We start from the raw sequence: 23,103 nt of genomic DNA on the forward strand, positions 1-23,103 counted from the left end.
GCCCGTGAGGGCCAGCTTTGTTTGTTTCTTGTACGTCGATTGCGATTCTGGCTGAGGACTAAATCTGCGAGAAGGCGATGTCGACATTCGATAAGCGATCAATGATCGTTTCGAGATCACCGATCAATCGGAAGATCACTGCATCGCTGGTGTCAGCGATCAGCAGGAAGTTCGGATCGTTCAGCGAGAAGGTAATCGGTGCGATCACAGGAGCAGTCAACTCGTCATTATCTTGATCGATCGTCAAGATCGCCTGACCCGTCTTGGAAGCAGTGTTAAACAAGAATCCTTCGACTGACACGAGTGGGCTCCACCCTTGGTCAGGCGAGTACCATTCGAGCTTGCCTTGATTGTTCGGCTGCTTGGAGACGGCGAACAGAATAGACGTTTCGCCTACGTGGGAGATCGAATCGTTGACGCCGCGATACTGGGGCGTGCGACCAACAAAGCCGAGGCCGAAAGCCGAGGGCTTGAGGGTGCCTGAGTCAATGACGATGTTGCTAATCGTGATCGCACCACTGGCATCCACCGACACGTTGGCCGGAAGCCCACCTGCCATACCGGTGCCGTACTTGTAGACGAATTTGGGAGCCGCAATCTTGACCGTGTAATTTCCGGCGTCAACGCCTGCGAAATTGAACGATCCGTCCGCTTCAGAACTGAATGTCGTCCCAATTAGCGTGGCGCCCTGGTAAAGACTGACTTGAAGGCCGCCGATGAACTGCTCTGGGCTGGCGGTGTTCGAGGCGTTGTCGTTCCAGACGCCATCGTAGTTGGCGTCAAAGTAAAAACCGCCTGAGATCAGGCTGTCGATCGGCACTCGAATGGAGACGGTCGCCGTATCTTCGTGGACGGCTAGGTTTTCATCGATGTAGTTAATGGTATAGGTGAACGTTTCAATACCAAGAGTTGATCCACCGGTATAGATAAGCGATTTTCCGTCCGCTGCGATTTGAACACGACCTTCGGTGGCGGCTGTGCCGGCTACTGCAACGATGGTGATTTCTGCGGTCGGAATGACCAGGTCATCGCCGACGATGTAGTCGTTGGCCAAAACGTCCAAAGTCACCGTTTGGCCGGGCGTAACCGTAGCGAAGGGATCTAGCGCCTCGCCATCATCAACGGCAACCACTGTGGGCGAGATATTGATCGTCACCTTCGCAGTGGTGGTATTAGCACCTTGGGTGAGCGTGTACTCAAATTCTTCCGGCCCTGACAGGTCGGTCGGCAAGCGATAGAGATAATATTCGTTCGACAGTGACGGCAGGCCAGCAATCGGGGCGGTCCCCAGCATGACGCGGCTTTCGAGATCGGGATCGTTCGTGAGCGATGTCACCGCAGTCACGGTCGAACTGAGGGTAGCTCCGCCGCCCATCACCAGTGGATCGCCAGTCACGGCATCGGTATCGTTCGCTTTGGCGTCGATCACCAGATATTTGACGCCGCCGATATCGACAACATGCGGATCGTTGGCCTCAATTTCTTCGATCAAATCGGCCGAAGCGCCCACGACGTCATTGTTGGCGCCGGGGACCGGGTTGATCGTGATGTTGAGTTTCGGAAACGCGATATTCACGACATCTAGCGGGACCTCCCGTTCGTCTTGTGAATACAAGTTGTCATAGAGGATCGCCGCATCGTTGATGTCATTTGAGGGATCCATGTCATCGCCGTTGATGATCCGTTCAGCGAAGAAGCTTTCAAGCATAAACGAGCCGGTTTGCGTTGGCGTAAAGTCGATGCTGTACAGCACCTGACGTTGTTCCCAGCTCCCCCCGTTCAAGGTGCCAGAGCCTTCTGTGATAAAGCTTATTCCGCCGGCATTCTGGATGAGACCAGGAGGACCAACCGTCGGACTGATGGTCTGTTCAAAGGCGTCTCCGAGCTCGCCGGGAGTGTTGGGGGATACAAAGCTAGGATCGAATCCAATATCAACGTAGGCGTTTTGGATCTCTGGCGAAGCAAGCATGCCCATTGTGTCAGCCGATGAGTTGCGAATGTAGACGACCAGCGTGAAGACCGATTGATCTACCGTGACCGATACCGGCATAGAGACCGGGTCTTGGTTGCCGTCGAAGCTGGTGTTCGTTTGCCCAACCAATACGTTGTTTTGGAAGATCGCGAAATCAAACGCAGCCGAATAGCTCTTATCAGCCGCTTCCGCTTCGAGCAGCGAGGTGAGGAGGACGTTCAGATCCAGCGGGTTGAATTCGCCGTCATTGTTGACGTCTAAGTACAAAACTTGTTCTGCCTCCAAACCGCTGGCGGTTTGAAAGGTTTCGGCGAAAGAGCGGTTACTGGATTTTAGCTGTGTGAGCATGACATCCACGTCAACCATATCGACAAGCTGATCGTCATTGACGTCGAGCCCCATGCTGGGATTATGCCAGACGTTCAGATCGGCCGCGAGCATTGCTCGGGGTTCGAGTGCTTCCATCTTGGCTCCGATCGTCCGCGAGGAGCGACGAAGGGAGTGACGACGTTTGGAGGCAGATTTATTTCGCTTTTTCATGGCCAGCCAACGGTTCTGGATGTGGTTAATCGGGGATATCTAGTGAGACTGGGGCGTCTTTTGCCCCAGGATAGTTATGCTATCCGGGCTTCGCAATCAAATTCCTCGAATCGCTTTAGCCGCTAAGTATCTCCTAGTCGGAATATCTTGAGCAGTTCGGCGATTCGATGCTTTTTGTCGCGATCCCCGGATGCAGAGTTCCCGATCTGAAGGTTTTTTTTGTGAAATCAATAGAATCTGACCAGCCAGCGCAGCTAAAGAGGAACTTTGCGCCCATTAAGCGCATCAGATTTTCACCCAATGATGCCGGATGTGCTAGTATAATCGTCACAGTCGCTTTAAGCGTCACAGAGAGTGGATTAGCGGCAGTTTTTGTGTTGTTGGTCCTGTGGACCGCGATTATTGTGAGACCATCGCCTTTCGGCATCATTTAGATTTCCGTGCTGATCTTTTTTCGCTACGCACCTTCGCTCCTCGCGAGATTCGCTTATGTCAAATAGCTTGCGTCGATTACGTCCTCGATTCGAGACGTTAGAAGCTCGTGAAGTGCTTGCCGCCTATATGGCGGTAACGCTGCAAGCGACCGATCTTGCCGGGAACCAGATCACGTCGGTGGCTGCGGGGCAAGCATTCAACATGCAGGTTTGGGTCAAGGACCTTCGCCCGAATGCAGAGGGCGAACCGGACAACCATGCGAGCGGCGATGTCTACTCGAATACGCCTTACGGCGTATTTTCCGCCTATGTAGACCTGATTTATAACGGCAGTGCTTTTAACTTTGACAGTCTCGCCGGTCCCACCGCTGGGCCGGGTTCACCTACGATCGTGAATCTTCAATACAGCGAGATCAAATCGACGGATGGGCGGATTGAAGAGCTAGGCGGATATGCGGTTTCCCAGAACTTGGTAATCAACGGCAATAATCGGCTATGGATGACAATCCCGATGATTGCCGAAAATAAGATCGGGCAATTCACCTTCAGCGCCGTGAATACGCTTGACAACGAGGGGTTAACGGACAACGACACAATCCGATCCTGGAACAACAATTATTTAAACGCGTTGCAATTTAGTGGCCCCACGCCGCTGAACCCGGACGAAGTTGATTATACCGGCGCCGAGATCACCTTGAATGTGGTCGAAGCGGGGGCGCCGGTAGATATTGACCTGCGAATCGTAAAAACGCCGACGGCAGTCAATAGTTCGGGCGAAGTCAGCACGTTGCCGCAGAACGCCGCTTGGCTGGACGAATGGGATCGATTTTACGTCGAGATTTACGCGACCGCTCCCCAGGGCGCCGCTTTAAAATCGGTCACGGTATCGATCGATTTTACGAACAACTTTCACAACGCGATCGAGGTAATCGGCGCTGGACAAGATACGACGCTGAAATTCGCCGCTACCAATACGAGCTTCAGCAGCAACACCAGTCAGGTGTCGGCGACGTTTAGCACCGCGTTGAGCGGTATAGGCGACAACAATACTCCCGCGTTGGTGGGACGGATCTACTTTGGTCCTGACACCAAGCTGGGAAGCGGTGTGGCGTACGATACTTCTAGCGGCTACGCCCAACCCGATATCACCGACTTTGTGGTGACGGCCGGAGGAGCAACTGTTCAGTACAGCGGTTCAACGGGCGTAACCGGCGTGTCGCTCGGATCGAATACCGAGACGAATCTTTGGGCCGTTCCTTATGACATGGACGACGATAACTCGATTACGTTGGTGGATCTGACTCAAGTGATTCGCAAGATCGGCACAACGGTCACGCCGGCCAATCAGTTGTACGGACTTGATTTCACGCAAAACGGCGTCATTGATCTGACTGACGTATCGATGCTGATTAAAAATATCGGCATCGGCGTCACGCAGCTTTCACCGCGTAAGTACTACACCGGCTTTCCGTTTGAGAGTGCTCCGGCATTGATGGGGTTCATCGAAGGCGAGTCGGTTCACGATGGCATGTTGCTGGAAGGTGAGTTGGTATCGACGTCAGCGACTGCCCCGGTAAGTGAACCAGCTAACGCACCGGCTTCCAGTTCGGTTTGGGCGCCGACGTATTATCCCTTGGTGCTTACCGAGACGAGCACCAGCACAACCAACCGATCTTCTGCGGTGCAATCGGAGGAAGAAGCGCCGTCCGAGGAATTTGCCGCGACCGACTTTGTGACCAACGACAGCGACTTGCAAACGATGTTGATCATCAACGCGGTCGAAAACGCGCCGACGGAAGATTTGTCGACCGATTCTGAATCGGTCGATGAGTTATTCGCTGATCTGGATTCCGCCGATTTGCATTTGACGATGTAATCGCGGGTACGATGCCGTACTTCTCTGGTTTTTTGCCTTTGTCGGCTGAACGCAACCTATGACCTCGCCACGCCGCAATCGAAACGGTCGCAGACGCCGCGGCATGCGATCGGCAGTGAGTCTGCGTTTGGAATCGTTGGAATCGCGGCTTAATTTCTCTGGCGTCCCGCTGGGCGCCGCCCCGACCGACACCGGCGAATTCATGTTGGGAGACGTTACGGTCACCGTCGTCTTTCTCGAGTCAAACGGCTTTATTGACGCGAATTCCGAGAACTGGACGCCCACCGAGATCGCCGAGAACAAGGCAAAAATCGAAGAAGCGATGCAGTGGTGGGTTGATACGCTCGCGCTGCAGAACAGCGTGCATGAGCTCGACTTTCACATCAACTATCAGTACGCCGATACCCCGTTTCAGACAAAGTACGAGCCGATCAGTCGACCGGCTACCGACTTCGACAAGTGGACCGGCGACTTTCTGGATGGTGTTGGCGCACAGCGGACCGGCGACATTGTCAAAGACATTCGGTTGTTCAATGATTCGCAACGCGTCGCCGCAGGAACCAACTGGGCCTTCACAATCTTTGTCGCCGATTCTTCTAGCGACAGTGATGGATATTGGCAAAATCCGGGCAGCATCGCCGGCGGGTTCTCGATCGCCGGCGGCGCATTTGTCGCGATTCCTAATAGTCGCGGCGCTATTTCGATCGCCCATGAGACGGCTCACCAGTTTTGGGCGATGGACGAATATGCAGGCTCTAAAGGCTACTACGATCATCGCGGCTACTACGATACGCAAAATACCAACGCGGTCAACAACAATCCCAACCCGAGCCTGATGGTCGACAGCTTGATGTTGTCTGGCCAGCGAATGCAAAACGCCTACGCGAATCACACCAGTTCGCAGGCGCTGTTTGAGTCGATTGGCTGGAAGGATTCGGATGGCGACGGCATCTTTGACGTCCTCGATCAACCCCTTTCCTTAAAGGGAAGCGGCGCCGTGGACGCAGCGGAGCTGGAGTTTCATTTTGTCGGGCAAGCGTCCGTCGGCGTGTTGCCCAACCTAAATCCGGCAGGCGTTCAGCAATCGTTTAACCAGTTTTTGCAGAACGATATCACTATCAATACAGTCGCCGCCGTGCAGTACCGCATTGATGGCGGCGCCTGGCAAACGGCTCAGACGTACGATGAATACGTCGCGAACATCGATATCCGGATTGCGTTGCCCGATTCGGCGCTGCATGCAATTGAAATTCGTGCGGTCGACGCAACCGGCGCGATTGCTTCGAATCTCTTCAGCGCGGTGACAACGGAGATCGCCGCGACCAGTGAGATTGGAGCAACCGGATTCTTATTTGAGGATCAAAACCGCAACGGCGTCTTTGACTGGGGCGAAACCGGACTTGCCGGCTGGTCTGTGCAGTTGGTGGATTCTCAGAACATGCCGGTGGTGACGCAAATTGTCGTTGAGCCCGATAACTTTGGCGCCGGCGACAACATTGACGATCTCGTTCCAGGTGCATCCTTTACCGCGTTTGGCGAGAATATCGGCGTCTTTAATAATGTCTTTTCGCTAACAAACAGCACTGCAACCACCGGCTCGCGCGTCTTTGGCTACTATCGTTCGTCCAACGGGTCGACCGGTCACTTCTCGGAGTGGAGCCAACAGCAACAGTTACGTGTCGACTTCGATTTGCCTGTAAGCCGGGTCTCGCTAGATGCGATCGGCGCCGGCTTTGGCAGCATCGGCCGTCTTGAAGCGTATGACGTCTTAGGTAATCTGATCGGACGGTATACGACCGCTGAATTAGCCTCGGGCCAAGCCGAAACGATGAGCGTTGAGCGCAACGCGCCGCAGATTTCCTACATCTTGGTCGCCGGTCAGCTTGCGACCAGCGTTCGGCTCGATAATTTTAGTGCCGGTCAGCCCGCGACGGTCCAAACGGACCAGTTTGGCGCCTTTGCGTTGCCCATCGACGTTGCCGGCGATTATCAATTGAAAATTACGCCGCCTGCGGGAAGCGGGCAGAACTACTTGGTCACCGGCTCTACCGATGCGACGTTCGCGATGCAGCCGCTGTCCGGTTTTCGCTTCGCGGTCAAATCCGAGCCGTTGAACTGGCGAAATCCCTACCTTCAAGCAGACGTCAATGACGATGGCCAGATCGATGAGATCGACCTTAACCTGGCGCTTGACGAACTTACCAACCCCACCTATACGTTCGATTTCCAGTTTTTCGTCGATCGCCCCATTGCTGCTCCATTTTTGGACGTCGATGGAGATGGCTACTTTAACCCGCTTGATCTGGGTAGGGTTCTCGAAACGATTTTGCGTGCGAAATACGCGATCGACGAAGAAGGAGTAGCGGTCACGCAGTCGGGAAGCGAGGTGGAGGAAAACGAGAAGCTTGCGGAATCAGTCACCAATTCTTTCGCTGGCGATGATTCCGAGTCGCTGATAGAAACTCCAACGCAAGCTGGTTCGACCGATTCCCTATCTGAGGATGATGATTGGGGGCTGGGGAGTCTGGGCTCCCCATTGCAAGCGAATCATTCGGAGATCGCTCTCGAGGGAGAAGCGGTAGTCCGTCCTTCAATGACCTCCAGCAATTCGTCCCATGCGGTGGCCAAGGATGATCGCATTCTTGCGGGAGCCGCCGACGACATCTACTTGGCGTTGGCCAACGAGGAGGAAGCAGATCCGATGGACGAGCTTGATCTCTATTTTGGCGTCTGGGACTTGCTCGGGTAGTTTAGCTAGGCGCTTGTCAGAGATCTGAAGTCTCTCGATCCCTCCCCCTTCCCTGCTCTCTTTGAGGCTGTAGCGTCATAGGGCTTTCCGGCTTCTACCCTGCGTAGCATTGCAGGCCTCGCTGCGCAGTCATTGCTTCGCCAATCGTATCCGCCGCAGAATTTCAAGTTGGTTGAAAGCGAGTAGCCAACAAAAAAGGCCTCCCTGCGAAGGGAGGCCTTGAAAGCGAGAGGCTGATTGTGAACAGCCAGGGACTATTCTTGTTCCTGGCTAATCAACGCGATCAGGTCATCCATGTCATCGGATTCTTCCGAGTCAAACCGCCAGGCGCTGTTGACGTCGTTGGCGACCGATTGCAGTACGGCGTCAATGGAATCATCCAGCAGCACGTCCTCGCTGAACGACTCATCGACTTGATCGTACGAGGTCGCTTTCGGGGTCGCCTGATTTTCGAGGCTGAACCCTGATTTCTGGATGCTCAGACCATACAGGTCAATCGTTGGCAGGCTGACCGGGTTAGACGAGATCGTCGAGGACGAACTGGTCACCGGAGTGGACGTTGTCGTAAAGGACGGCAAGTCATTTGACGCAATTTCGACGGAACTGGTTGACGAATCGACCAGCGGCGTATTCTCGACCGCAGGATTGACAAACACCTCGGAGGACGAAAGCATCGCGTCCTCGACCAGTTCTGGATTTACCTGATTCTGATTCGTCTGCAGATACTGCAAGACGATTCCCAGGTCCAGCTCTGTGACCGCCAAGTCGTTATTGACGTCCAAGTAGTTCGGCGCCGGCCCCGTGTAGGTCGGGATGATGCCGTTGGGGTCTACGAAAGTCGGATCATATTGCGGCAAAAATTGGCCGGTGTTGGGATCCGTGTATCGGGGGTTACTTAGTTCGTTGAGAATCGCCGCCATATCGTGAGCGGTGACGACGTTATCGGCCGGCGTAACAGCCTGCGGGAAAGCCGCATTGTGCCAAGGATTCGGAATCCCGGCCGAAATGGTTACTTCGTAATCTTCGACTTCGCCATCTTCCGCCAGTCCGGTCGCATTAAGCCCGCCGGTGCTGCTGTAGCGGAAACGCATGTACGTTTGCCCCTCGATCGCATCGTCAGGAATCGAGTTGATGGTAATTTTTTGGCCATCGCCGAAGTTGGCGCCGCTGACGGCGTCCTTCGAGAGCGCCTGGTTCACCACCATTTCATTCGAGTCGAAGACGCCGTTGCCGTTGTAGTCCAACCAAGCTTGCAAGAAGCCATAGTTGGTTTCGTTCAACGGAACCGTCGCTTTGACATAGAAGTAGCTGTTTGTCCCAATGCCGCTTAGCAGCAGGCCGGTGCTGAAGTTACTTGTATCGTCGAAGGTGATGCCATCGTCGAAGTTGTCGCCAAGGGCGCCGTCTCCAGGTTTACCGTTCAGCTCCGAGTCGATACTCGAGCCCAGGTAGAAGTTCTCACGAATACCATGGCGAGCTCCGTCATTTTCGACCAGCGTTCCGTAACCAGTTCCGCCGATGCTGTCCGGAGCGTCGCCGAAGTCGAGCAAGCCTCCCACGCGAACGAAGAAGCTGGTTTCGTTACCGATAAACTTGTTCGGTTCGATCGAGTTCCCGGCGTTGTCACGGATTAGGTTCGGGTCATCGACGCCGACAGGATCGCCGGTGATCTCATCGGGGGTAAACCGATTGCGGAGCGAGATCTTGTAGGTGACCCCTTCTTCAAAGACGCCAGAAATCGGGGTCAGCCGAATCACGTTGTTGGTTGCGTCGTAGTCAAAGCGGAAGTCGACCCCTTCTTCCAGCTGTGTCACCGTCCCATCGTCACGAAGCTTTTCGAAGATAAACGTATCGCTGGTGACGGATGAATCGTCGATGCCCGATCCTTGCGGCTGACTGCTCAGACCGCTGGAGTCAAACAATTGCAGCGAGATGTTGGTCAGCGGGCCGTTAAGCAACTGAACCACATCCTGCGTCTGATCCAGGTCCAGGTTGGCTGCGTCATTGTCTTGCGGATCAATCAAGACGCCGCTGGGGCCACGCGTGTCGGCACGGTCCAGGGCGCCAATGTCTTTAAAGCCGCTGCTTCCTGTCCCGCCGCTCGACGCGACGGTTGGGTCGTCATATCGCAACTGCCCTGACTGATCGCGAGCAGGAGCGATCACCGGCGAAGTGGCGATACCCAGCGGGCTGTTCAGACTATTAAATTCAGTACGATCCGGAATCGAGTCAAACGCCGCATCGATTGCTTGTGAGCCTGCGGCTAGGTAGAAGTTGCCTTCCGCCGCATTCACAAACAACGGAGCATTGGCGGCCAACAGAATCGGCGACTGACCTGTGCCGGCATTGCTGTTGACGCCGTTCCCCTGGAACAGTGTTCGCGAAATACGGGTCTGACCGGGCGAAACGCCGTCGGCCTCGACGCTAATGCCGGTGGCGAAGTTCGCGATAATATTGTTAACAATGGAAGGGCCGGCTTGATCGTCAATTTGGATGCCGATGCCGCTGCCCCCGCCATACAACGTATTATTGAGGATTCGACCCACGGGGACGGCGCCCTGTGTTGTCGAACTATCCGCCTGATCGCCGCTAAAGCGAATGGCGCCCGTTCCGTTGTCGTAGATAATATTGTTGACGATCGTCACGCCGGTAGCGAGACGAGCCGTGTTGAGCTCGCGAGTGACGCGGGGAGCTCCTTGATGCGGTGAGTTGTCACCACCGTCCGCAGCGGAACCGCGCGGCGACGCGTCGACCAAGATGCCCCACTCGGACGAGTTGGAAACCCGGTTCGAGCTGATGATGATCTGCCCTTGATCGCGGAAGTTGTTCCGGTCGCCGTCATCGGTGTAGGTGACAAACTCGAACGGATTGACCGATCCATCGTCAACGCTGATGGTCAAGCCATACGAACCCTTCACAGCAGAGTAGACACGCATGTTGGTAGGATCATCGGCCGCCTTCGTCTCATCGTAGGCGTTGTTGGCGGCATGGCTGATCGCGACAACATAGCGACCGGTCATCAAAGGATCGGTCACGGTATAGCTGAGCGTCGGGTCGGTCGCACCGGCGACGGCACTGCCGACTTCGGTCGAATTGCCCAACCCATCGACATAGAACAGACGGATCAGGGTTCCTAGCGGCGAGCCCTTTGACAAAGCTTCGACGTCTACCTGAACCGTGCTTCCCAGCCCAAGCTCTAAGCGGTACATGTCGATGTCCGCGTTCTGGGTTGGGTCGGCGCCGTCCACGGCCAACGAGTTGTCCCCGAGCTGTCCGCGAGCATGAAATTCCATGTAGCCCGGGATATTTACGCCGTCGAGCTTCGTGTTGGTCGTGTTCGTGATCAGGTCATTGTTGCCCTCGCTGAAGATCAGCGCGCCCAAGTTGGTCGTGCCTAGCAGACCGACAATGACTTCGTCCGAGTAAGGACTCTTCGGCGAGAGGTCGATTTGACCTCGCGTCGTCACCGAAGCGATCGCCGAGTTGACGCGAGCAATCACGCCAAACGTGCGGGTCGATTCGATCAGATTCCGGCCGCGTTGGCCGACCGTATCATTGATCGCAGCACTCAACGCCCGCGCGACATCGGCTTCGGTCATCGTCGAGCGAAAACCAACCGTATAAACGCCGGCCGTCAAGTCGTTAAACATCGTCGGCGCCGCGGTTGCCTGATCCAGGTCCCAGAAGCGGAAGACGATCGTATCGGTGCCGTCGCTGATTTCGACGCGAGTATTGTTTTGAATGTCCTTGCCGGCGGGGGCGAAGATCGTGTGGGCTTCCGCCAAACGGTCGTTCGTGTCCCAGACTTGCGTCGCGATTCGCTCGCTGATGAGCGTACCGCCAGCAAAGACGTACTCGGTCCCTTCTCGCAGTTCCAGTTGGTACTGGCCGCTAAAGACATCCAGTTCGAAGGCGTTCGGGTTGTTGGCGAAGCCGGTTCCACCAGCGGTGGCGCCGGTCACCATTTCGCCCCGCTCGGCGAAACCAATGATCAAGTCATCGATAAAGATGCCCTGGTTGGCGTTGTCAAAGCCGCCCTCTCGTGAGCGATTTTCGAGCGGGTTCAACCGAGTATCAAAGACGTTCGGCAAACCGTTGTTGGTGTTCACCGAGTTCGGATTGTCCTGCATTACGCCGAACGTATCCCCTTGCAATTTTGCATCCAAGCCGATGTTGGTTTGGACAATGTCGCCCGTCAGGGTGTCGGCATAGGCGAAGCGAGCGACGCTGTAGCCGCCAGCCAGGTACAGGAATTCATCATGAACCGGAATCACGATGTAGTTGAAGCTGCGCGTTAGAGGATTGACCGTATTGACGGCCATCACTTCCTGCATGCGAAGTCGCATGATTCTGGCGATCGTTTCGTCACTGATCCGCTGTTCTACATTGAGAGCCGTGTTCTCGGTGACATAGATCGAATCGTGTAAGTCGATCGTGTTGAGAATCTCTCCGCCGGTAACGATGGCGCCGGTGTCAATATTGGCAAGCGTTGGCGTGACCCCTTTGACCGATTCGTAGCCCTCGATCGCCATCCCTTGGACCGTACCGTCGGTATTGATCACGGTGCGAGCGGAGGCGCCGACGCCTACCGAGATGCGATCTGCGTCAACAACATCTTCAATGTCGCGAATCGTCAATTGATTTCCGTCGAGGAAAACGCGAACGCTATTTCCAAACGCAGTTTTCACTGCATTGCGGATCTTGTTTGCAATCGTCTCCGGCGTATCGGTCAAGACGATCGAAATCGGCTCATTTCCAGCGGTGACGCCATTGCTGTTCTTATCGTACTCGAACGTGTAGCTCGTCAGTCCATCCGCGGTGGTCAAAGTGAACCGGTCGCCGTCGTTGAACTGAGCAGCCGAGCCGATCGTAAAGGTTTGTCCCTTGTTGACTTCGTAGTAAAAGATGGTTCCGGTGTACGGATCGGTGACCGAGAAGATTTCGCCGTCGACATGCTTGTGGGAGTCGAGGGCACGGACTTCGGACGTATCGGCAGCAAATTGCTGACCATTCTCATTGATGGCGACGCCGCCGATATTGACCTGGCCGCCGGTGGCGAAGTCAAAACGAAGCTTGAGATTGTCTTGGCCGGCGAACTTCGACAGATCGATACGGACTTGACGCCACTGTTGGGTGTCATAAGTCGGTTGAACTGACGTCGTGGCGCCGCTTACCGTCTCGGCTGTCGAGACTTGACGGACTTCGCCGGTCTCTTTGTCGATGAGATCGAATTCGTCATTTTGACCACCACCGGCAATGTAGTTGTTGTTGGTCGACAGTTGTTGCCAATTACCGTCATCCCCTGCGATGAAGACGCGGAACGTATCTCGCGCCAAGTCGCCGTTGATGTTGTCGGTGTCGGAGAAGTAGTTGAAGTACAACACCGGCAGATCGGAAGCGTCATAGCCGTGTAAGCTAAAGTCTTCGGTGATCAGCGTGCCGTGAGCGCCCTGCGGGAAGTCGTAATTGCCGTTGGTCGCATTACCGTACGGGTTGTTTTGGCCGAAGGTATCTTGCTCGTTCCCAAAGTAGAAGCTGGCGCCCCCTTCTTCGGGATCACGCCAACCGGTGACCGGTACGGCGATGCCGTGACCTGCGTCGTTTTCGCGGGTGTTGGTCGTGTGCCACAGGTTGCGACTGAGCGTACCCATCGCGATGCCGTTGATCCCGCTGGCGTTAGGGATTTGGCTGATCGCGGAGCCGATAAACGAGCGGCCGCCGACAAAGATTGGCGCCAAAACCGCTTCTTCATTTCCGAATTGATCAAGTTGGATCGTGATCGCGTACAGCACCCCATCAGCAGACATGCCAAACAGAACGTTGGCGTAAGTGGACAGCCCTTCCAAGTTACGCGGACCGACTTCGAGACTGACGAATTCGACCGGATTTCCCTGGTCATCGTTGATCGTACCGAGGTAGTCACTCAGCAGATTCGCCGGATTGCTGCCGCCGGCATTATAGACGCGGAAGACACCACCGTTGTCATCCACGGCGAAGAGGTTCCCCTGCATGATCGCTAGACCGGTGACCGACCCGTTCGAGCCGACGCCGCCTACTTGGAACAACGGAACTGTATTGGGATCGGTTACCGTAGCGTCAACGTTGTTGTACTGGAAGGTGATTCGTCCTGGGGCTGTCGTGCCGTCGGCGGTGAAGCCTGGCTGCGCATCGACGGCGGCGGCGATCGCGTCAGCGACTTCCACCGAGGTCATTCCAGCGCCGAGATTGACCAAGACATTGCCTGCGCCGGTAGTTACGTTGGCAGTGACCGTTACAAGCGCCCCCAAGCCGGCATAATTGGACGGCGTTCCAATCACGGTAACGCGGTTGCCAAATTGGCTGGCGGTAGTGGTTGGCGTGCTGTTGATCGCGGTTGCGACCGCAGCGGCCAGTTCGGTCTCGGTAGCGGCCGGATCGATGACGACAGCAATGTTGCCGGGAGTCGCGTTCTGCTCGTTTACTAGGACACCGCCAAAGCTGCCGGCGTTCGTGGCGGTTCCAACCGCAGTGATCGAGATCGCAGAGTCACCGCTAATCGCGATGTTATTCCCCGTTCGATAGGCCGAACCGATAAACGAAGAGTTAGGATTGTTGGATGACGTATTGTCGGCGATCGCTTTCAGTATCGAGTTGATCAATTGATCGCGCGTCGTGATTCCGGGCCGATACTGAATAGCGACCTGAATATCGTTGGGGCCGACATTGTTGAACGTGGCGTTGGCGGTGCCGTCGTTCGTATTGCCGTCATCAATATCTTCGAGATAAAGGAACAGCTTTACGCCGTTCACATCTTCGATCTCAAGTACGGAACCTTCATCGCCGACAGCTAAGCTGTTGGTGCCAACGAGGCCGAAGTCAAGATACTGATCGTAAACTGTCTGATAGGTGTCGCCGCCGACAGTGAAGGTGAGACCTTCCGCAATGTTGGTCCCGCCGGTTCGTGAGATGACGGTTGTGCCGCCGACCACCGAGTTCGAGAAGACGCGATTGAGCGGGGTGAACGACAAGTCGTCACCCATGTTCAGCTCGACCGTGATTCGATCCCCCAGCGTTAAGGGGTCGCCGTCTCCATCGATGATAAAGATTTGACCATCCTTGTAGTTGCTGAGGACGGCCGTACCGTCAGAGTTGAACATCGAGGCAGGGTTCGTAATGATCGTCGAAGCCCCGGCGCTGATCCCGTCAAAGCTGGTGTCGATGACGCCTACAGCACGAGCGTCGGTGCCGCCAACATTGTTGGCGCGACCGCCGTTGGTGGTGTCGTTTGCGCCATCGTTGGGGGTATTGTTCGCGTCAATCACGGCGCCCAAAGGGGCGCCGTTGCCGTCGACGTCCGAAGCGTCGACGCGATACAGAATATTGGTCAGTTCTGTTCCCAGGACGTTTGAGGGACCGCCGCGATCACCCACTGCGAACCCGATAATGTCGTCCGCGTCGCTTCCTAGGCCGCTCAGGTAGCCATAGGCCAGAGCATTGAAGTTTACGCCCCAACCCAGTGCGGCATTGTTGACAACGTGGTCGACAACCGGAGCGCCGTTCGCATTGACCCCGTACGTCTGCAATCCGTCATCACGAATGAACGTGGCGGCCCCGTTTCCGGTATTGATTTGCAGGAAGTTGCCGTTATTCGCCTGCGTGGGAGAAGGGAATCCAAAGTTATCAACCGAGTAGGCGTACAAGCTGCCGTCCGGACGCATGCCGATGTCGCGAACGTCATAGCCGAACTGACCCAAGTACGCGACGACGGCGCCGGTGAAGGGATTGATCGCCCAGATCTGCGTTTGTTCGTTGCCGACATCGGCAGAGACAAACATCACCATGTCGTTCAGAGAGTAGTCTTTTGTCTGCTCGGCTCCCTTGAGGAAGACTGCGATATCAGGCGTTCCAGCAGTCGAACTGGTGCTGTTGGCGTTGATATGCTCTTCCACAATTCGATTGATCGAATCGACCGGCTCCAAGCGAACCAGCGTGTTGACCGGATTCTCGGCGTAGAACTGCGAGAGTTGGTTCGCAATCTGTGCGGTCGACGAAACCGCGACATAGTAGGTCCCTTGCGGGATATTGATCGTGCCGATGTAGGGATCGTTGGTGCTGAGTGAGCCGCGAGTCTGATCCGCCAGCTGCGTGTACTCTGGATCGTACGTCGAGTTAACGACAAACTGCGTCTGGGTTTGATCGTCACCGACGCTCGAATCTGTACTGACCAGCACCAACTGACCATTCGCATCGTAGACAGCGATCGACGAGTTACCGCGGGCGCCGCCCATGTAGTCAATGTCGAGAATCAAACTCGCGAACAAGGCATCTGCAGTTTGACCGGGAATCGTTTGCAGATACTCGCGCGTCAGCTCGAACTCGAACCAGTCAACGTCACCCGCTGTTGCGATGTTGCCCGCGATGCTAATCGCGTCGCGATCAGTCGTCAGGACGTTGCCAACGTTATGAGCATTGCCTTGCGAATTGTTGTTGTCGACGCCATCTTCGGCCGATTCGCCCAACAGCGGCGAGTGAGCCGGTTGCCCCAGCACTTCGATGCCGTTGGTGGCATAGCGGACGTCGGCTTGCTTGATGGTCGATCCCCCAAATTCGTCGATTTCACGCAGGCGAACTTGCAGTTGATAGATGCCTGAGGTGAGACCGCCGGTCAGTTGATCTTGATTGACAAGATAGCTGCCGCTTGAGTTTTGCGTTGTACCAATATCTTCGCTGTTGCTGCGAATTCGGACATGATAGTTGCGAACCGAAGTGGTCGGGTTGCCCGGCAAAACAATTCGCATCCCGGCGTCGCGCGGATTGGTCGTCCAGCGATCCTGGTCGTAGGTGCCTGACTTCGGCATCTGGTTCAATTGATTGGCAGCGTCGTTATTGCCGAACAGTGTTGTGTTGTCGGTCGAACGTGCGATGACATTGCCGTTGTCGTCAATCAGTTCGATGATCGCGTCCAAAGCATGAGTCGTGCGATCGAGATCGAGCCAGACTTCGGTGCCGGGGGTCGCTTGGAACGAATAAACGTCAACATCGCTGGACGAGCTGAGATAGCCTTGGATCTCGAAGCCGAGTCGGCGGTTATCATCGCCGGCATATTCATCCGGAGCCAGAATGCCCAACGCTTGGGCCGATTGCGGCGTGCCGTTGGTGCCGACCGAAACGGCATTGTTGCTTTCCGATTCGACGATCACTTCTACATTGCGGTCGTTGGCGTGCTCGTCGATCAGCAAGCTGCGCCAGTCGCCTGCCGTGGCCGAGGTTCCGCTGGCGTTGTCAGTATCCACCGCCGCTTTGCCGTTTTGGTCAAAACCGGCGCCGACCGTGTCGTCGTAGTACGAAGTGAACACCACCGGGAAACCAGGTTGGCCAATCACATGCAACATGCCGCCGATGCGGTCATCGATATCGAGCGGAGTCCCCGAGGCGGTGATCCCCGCGCTATCGCCGAACAATTTGACGACCAGGCTTTCTTTGGTCGAGCTTTCGATCCGCAGTCCGCCGTAGGTGTGCAAGTCAGGGATGACCACTTCGCTAAACAGCACGTGGACGATATCGGTGTCGTCCCAGACGCTTTGCGTGGTCAGTACGCCGCCGCGAACGATCATGCCGTTCACGCCGTTGTTGGTCAGCAGGTTGAAGCGAATCAAGGCGCCTTGGTTGTCGCCCACGCCGGGGGTGATGTCGACAAAGCCAGTCGAACGACCCCAGTCAACAATCTGACTGGAGTTGAGCGAATTGACGTTGATGTTGATCGCGGCGGCTTCGTTGTTGCGGAAATTGTTGCTGACGATTACCGGTTGCGCCCCAGCGACAAAGATCGTTCCGGTGGCGTTGGCGCTATAGCCTGAACGGGTCGAACCGGTGTCGTTGACCCCCATCCCATCGGCGTTGTTTTCAAAGACGCTGCTCGCCACGCGAACATTCGCTTGATGGATTTCGATCGGATTGAAGAAGGCGAGACCGCCGTCAATGCGCGAATTACCACCGGCGTAAGCCAAGATCACACTATCCAAGCTGCCGGTCGACGTTTGCCCGAAGTAAATGCCGCTCCAATCGCCGGGGGCTGGGGTGGTTGCCGTACCGTTGGCGTTGGTGTCAAACGTACCGCCAAAGCCGTAGCGATCGTCATGCAGCGAGGTGAAGATAATCTCGTTGCCGCTCGAAGCTTCTGCGATCAACGAGGCGCCCATTTCGATTTCGATGCGCGAGCCATTGGACTTGATGACGATCCTGGGATCGATCACCAGACCAGCGTCGAGACGAGCCGTTAGCGTACCAAAAGGATCTACCAGCAAGCCGCCGGGAGTCCCTTCGATAATCAAGTTTTCGAGCAGCACGTGGACGATGTCGGTATCGTCAAAGTTGGCGGTAACGGTCAGCTTTTCGGTTTCATTACCTGCCGGAGTGGCGATCCGGACCAAGATGCCGTTAAGCGAGTTGGTCGCGTAATCCTCTAGCGTTTCGACACCCAAAGTGTCGGTACTGATTTTGCTGGTGACAAAATCATTGCCGAAGATCGCCGGGCCAGACCGCGTGTAGTCAGGCGTCGCCCCGTTGAACTGGCCGGTGCGATAGCTGCCGGTCGTCGAATTGTAAACTTGGAAGTTGGTCTTTTCGAAGCTATTGGGGTCGGCCGAGAAGGCAGCGCTGGCGCTGGCGGCGACTTGGTTGAAGTAAAGAGCCGGACGCGCCTCTTCCATGTAGACGGGCGCCAGCGTAAAGTCTTCGCCGTTGACCGAAGCGATACCGCCGCCATAGCGGAAGTCGCCGCCGACAATCGAGTTGAGGAAGATGCCGTTATCTTGCCAATTGCCGGCGTTTTGCTCTCGGTCGACTTCGTTGTTAAAGAAGACGCCGCCCCAGTCGCCGCCTGTCGGGGTAAACTGGGTATTGCTCTTCGAGCCGACGCCATCTTCGTTGTACGAAGTGAAAATCACGCGGCGGCCAGCGCGTTCGGTGTCTTGAATGATCGCTTCGGAGCTATTGGAGTAGGCGTCGAAGCGTTCGGGGACGCCGAGAACCTGCAACGAGGCGAAGCTGCGATCTTCGTTGATCGACGTACTGCCGACCACGATGGCGCCGCCGGCGCCAAATTTCAAAATAGCGCCTTCGTCGATCATCACCGTGACATCTTTGGGGATGATCAGCTGCTGGCCATCTTCCAAAGGTTGTTGCTGCGTCGTGTCATAACCGATGAGGTAAGCGAGTTGGTCCTCTAGGGCGACATCGGGATCGAGAGCGCCAACAATTCGAATCACGTCGCCAGCGCCGCGCTGATCCGCGTAATTGAGAGCGGCTTGAATGTTGTTGAAGGGACGTTCTATCGAACCATCCAGGGCCGGCATATTTTGGCCGCCGCGGGTCGAGGTCTTATCGACAAAAATAACGCGCGGAGGAGGCGGCGGAGAGCCCGGCGGCAGGACCGCCGGAGTGCCGGGTTCTAGCAAAGCTTCGGCACGGAACCAGAAGTTGTAGTTCCCGCCGATTGCTCCATCCAAATCGCCGTCTAGGGCAACGCCACCGGAGGCGCCGCCTGAGATCCGCATCGTGTCATTCAATTCAATCAGCGGAGAGAAATCGACCGGCGTGTTGGCGGCCACATTGACCAGATCGATCCGATTGCCGACGTTGGTCGCAATGACGGTGATATCGGGATTTGCGTTGATCGCGGCCACCAGCGCGGCGACAATGTCGCTGGCCAGTGCGGTGTTGAGGACTTGGACCGCAGTATTGGTTCCCTGGACCGTAGGCGGTACGCCCAACGTGGTAACAAAGTCGAGCTCAAACTTTACCGACTCTCCGTTCGCATCCACAATCGTGATCACATGCTGACCCGATTGCGCTAGTTGGGCAGGAGTACCAAAATCCTCGGCGGCGTTTCGGATTTGAATCGAAGTGCCCGACTCCAGGATGGCTCCGGTGTCACGGATTGCGTTGGTCGAGTCGGGGCGGAAGCGGATTTGCAGGTCGTACTCGCCCTGAGTCTTGCCCCCAAAACCAGAATCGGCGATCGACGGGTCATAGGCGTTGTTGCCGCTGGCGCTGACGCCGATGTAGTAGGTCCCCTGCTCTAGCAAGAGATCAACAAAGGAGTCTTCGCTGTAATAATCATCGTTGCGTGCGATGACCGTTCGCGTGCCGTCCCCGTTCTCTTGATAGATCGTGATCAGCGCGTCGAGGCTGCTGGGATTTGTCAGCCGCTCAGCCAAAATTTCGGCCGTCAGACGCCCTGTCTCGGTGATCTCTAGCTTGTAAAGATCGATGTCTTTCGATTCGGGATTGTAGAGATGTTGCAGGTGGACGATGTCATGATCGCCCGGGAAGATATTCTCTGCGCCCAAACCAAAGTTGTTGCTTCCGCCGCTTTGCGTGGTCACCGGCGGGAGCTCGTACGCGTGTCCTAGGCCGAGGAAATGGCCGATTTCATGGATCGCCGTGCTTTGCCAAGCGGCGCCATATTCATCGTCGCCGGCGTTCTGGTGATCAAAGATATCCATCACCACCAGGTCTCCGCCGGCGATACCGGCGACGCCGCCGATACCAGTCGGAACGGTGGGATCAACCGCGCGCAAGTCGCCGGTCACGACGCGGAGGTCGTACGGTTGATAGAAGGGGCTGGACGGTTCGTAGTAGGGAACTTCGACAAAGGTGACGCCAGCGTAGTAGCTGTAGAGCGCCATTATCTCGCGAGTTCGCTGCTTTTGCGCTTCGGTAATCTGATTGAAGAGCGGAGTGCCATCCGCTGGATTGATCCCATACTGGGCCGGGAAGGTGTAGCGAATTTCGGGAATACCGGCATGATTATCGGCGCCTGCCAGCAGATGATCCTGCTGTTCGGCGTAATCTTCGCGATGCCCCGGTTCGTCGCTGGCGCCCGGCAGATCGAGTCCATACGGCGTGGTGTTGATGATTTCGCCGTGAATGACGATCGTTTGCGAGCGATCGACGATCAAGCCGATCGTCGTGTCACTGACCAACATCGTCGGTCGACCGTTGAGACCTGAAAGCGCAAAGCGTGTCGCGCTAATGGTAGGATCGGCCAGGTTGGCGATCACCGTTCCGCCGGCGGTGGTGAACTCGTTCTGAATCGCCGTGGCGATTGCTTGGGCCAACTGAGCGCGCGTGCTGCTGGTGTTCGAAATCAGCGCCGAGATATTGATCGCTTTGAAAGACGGATCGGTGGTGGTAGCGCCGTTGGTTAGTTGGAATGTCAGAACAAGTCCGGCGCCATCATCGATCGTGAAGATTTGATTGACGACATCCGCCGTGTCGTCGCCGTTGGCGTCAACATGCGCGGCGCGGGTCACTTCAAATTGGTGATTTCCATCCAGCAGGCTCTCGTTATTGGGGCCTACCAGGTCGGTCGCCGAATCGAACGTATCCCCAGCGTCGTTTCCGCCGGTCGAATCAATCGCATCAACGCCCGGCGTATCGGTCCATTCTTTGGACGTGATCTCTTTGCTGCCGATTTGCAGCCGGTAGACGGTCGGTTTCGTGGCGTCAAAGCCTGCCAGAGTGCTGGCCAGAACGTCGAGGTCGTCGGAGAACGTCAGAATGATCCGATCGAGAGCGGCATCATATTCGACTTGTGTGGGGAAAAAGGCGACTTCGCCGTTCTGGACGCTTGGACTGTTGCTATCGGTACGTTGGAAGAGAAGCTGGTAGTAGCCTGGGTCTGTCGCCAGCACCGGATCGAGATCGTCATCATTCATGTAGATGTAGATCTGATCCCGGGCAATTTCGAGGTCGCCAGCGGCGTTGCGCGTGACCGGCTGCGGGACGATCGACAAAATCTGGGCGCCCAGATTTAATTCAAAGGTCGAAGAAAAGGGGACAACAGGCGTCGAAATCAACGGGTCATTGATTTGCGTACCCAGCAAGTCGCTGGTGATCTCAATCCGATATTGGTCGTCCGGCAGCGCTTCGCCGAAGCGGATCACCACCTCATTTGGGCTGTCGCCGATGCCGATGAATCCCCCGAAATCGGCGCCGTTCCCCAAAATATTTACGTCGTCGCCAGCACCGCCCTCCAGCACGTTATTGGCGCCAGCGCGATAGATGCGAATCCCCTCAGCGAGCGTCGCGGGGTCTACCGCGTGATTCTCGTCAAACCGCAGCGTTAGATTCTGCGGTGCGCTGTTGAGAACTTCGTTGTTGTCCAGCAGATCGCCGTCATTGCTTTGAATGCCGATCAGTTGGAAAACGTCCCCCGCCATCAATTGGCGCGATTCCAACTGCTCATGATTCAGCGATCGGTCAGCCCCCTTACGCTTGCTTCGCAATTGGTTTCTCAAAGCTGCTTTGCGTTCTGCGGCTGTACGTCGACGTGTGTAGCGAATGGTCATTTAGACGACCTCTATCCTCACTGGAAGGGTGCGGTATTCTCTCCGGGGGGGAGAGCCGCGTAGGACTTGGATTGCTTTTTTGGGTTTCTAGCCGCCCTGAGCAGGTTGCACGAATACAACATTGCGGGGGTTAAGCCGGATTATAATTACGCCAAAACTGCGTTACGCACCAAATACGCGAATCTTTTGCAGATTGCCTATCTTGCTTGTTTTCGCAGTGCCAAGTTATGCCATTGGTGTCGGTTTTAACGATCTCAAGGGCAATTCGATCTCACCAAAGGGGTAAATATCGATTCTTGGTTCGACGTTTGGACGTAGGCCCCAGATGGGAAGTTCCGGTAATTTCGCTCTAACCGGTGAATTTTGGCAACTCTGTTCGCCAGATCAGAACCGAATTAGGCTGGACGCCGCAGCGAGTGCCCACAAACCGCGTAGCTGCGGGGGCCAAAGTCCCACTTCCAGGGAGGGGTGGTCGTCAATTGATGCGTCGGCGCCAGGTTTTGGAGTTCCCCAGCAATCACCGCCGGGTTCAAACCCATAAACAGTTGTTGTTGGATTGCCAGCTCCACCAAAAGAGGGCCCAGCAAGTGGTCGTCTACGCTGGCGACCTTCGGCGCCGAGTCGCTGGAAACCGCTTCGTTGGCGATGGCAATGCTCCCCTGGAATCCGGCCAGCTGGGCTAGAAGTTCAAAGTGATGCTTGCGGATTTGTTGAATCTTCAGCAGAGCTTCTTCTTTGCTCATCTCCTGGTGAGGGATGGCGTCGATAAGTTGTGAAAGGACGCAAATCGAAGCGACGACATCGAAATTACCCAGGGTGGAAAGCTGGGAAATCGTCTCTTTGGCGTCCAGGTCGATTGGCGCATGGATCATGATTTTTCCTTGCAGCCCGCTGAATTGTCGCTTCAGGCCTTGTTCGACCGCGCTTTTGTCGAGATCGACCAAGTGGATTTCGCTAAAGGTCTTGGCCAGAAGTCCCATTTCGACATCATTGCAGTTTCCGGCTCCCAACAGGCAAAGTCGTTTCGGCTTGGGAGGTGCGGCCTCTAGGATCAGTCTCGTCGAATGCCGGCGATGCGAAGCGTAGCGTTTCCAATCGCCCGCCGAATCAAGATTGCGTTTTCGCAATTTGTCGAGTGATTCTTCGTTCACCAAAATTCCTTCCAAGACAAATAAAAACGGCGGAGAGACAAAGCTGCT

At 55.8% G+C, this 23,103-nt stretch carries 5 protein-coding genes; 2 read left to right on the forward strand and 3 right to left on the reverse strand.

Annotated features, from left to right (window positions below):
* Nucleotides 1-58 precede the first annotated feature (58 nt).
* A complete protein-coding gene (locus SH421x_RS11325) occupies nucleotides 59-2,437 on the reverse strand; it encodes an Ig-like domain-containing protein (protein ID WP_488855692.1) in 2,379 nt (792 codons plus the stop codon).
* Nucleotides 2,438-3,001: 564 nt separating this feature from the next.
* Here SH421x_RS11325 and SH421x_RS11330 point away from each other — a divergent pair.
* Together SH421x_RS11330 and SH421x_RS11335 are read left to right on the forward strand one after the other, a co-directional pair.
* On the forward strand, nucleotides 3,002-4,822 hold the full coding sequence (locus SH421x_RS11330) for a dockerin type I domain-containing protein (protein WP_488855694.1): 1,821 nt from the start codon (nucleotides 3,002-3,004) through the stop codon (nucleotides 4,820-4,822).
* Between the two features lie 58 nt (nucleotides 4,823-4,880).
* The gene (locus tag SH421x_RS11335) at nucleotides 4,881-7,571 is read left to right on the forward strand and encodes a hypothetical protein (protein WP_488855696.1); all 2,691 of its coding nucleotides are present in this window, start codon (nucleotides 4,881-4,883) and stop codon (nucleotides 7,569-7,571) included.
* A 254-nt stretch (nucleotides 7,572-7,825) separates the two neighbouring features.
* Here the strand turns inward: SH421x_RS11335 and SH421x_RS11340 are convergent, their stop codons facing one another.
* Nucleotides 7,826-21,904, reverse strand: coding sequence for a GEVED domain-containing protein (locus tag SH421x_RS11340; RefSeq protein WP_488855698.1), 14,079 nt, complete (start codon nucleotides 21,902-21,904; stop codon nucleotides 7,826-7,828).
* Nucleotides 21,905-22,299: 395 nt separating this feature from the next.
* Nucleotides 22,300-23,055 (reverse strand): class I SAM-dependent methyltransferase, encoded by a 756-nt coding sequence (locus tag SH421x_RS11345; RefSeq protein ID WP_488855699.1) that lies wholly within the window; start codon nucleotides 23,053-23,055, stop codon nucleotides 22,300-22,302.
* Nucleotides 23,056-23,103 lie beyond the last annotated feature (48 nt).

The organism is Blastopirellula sp. SH421, assembly GCF_057808535.1.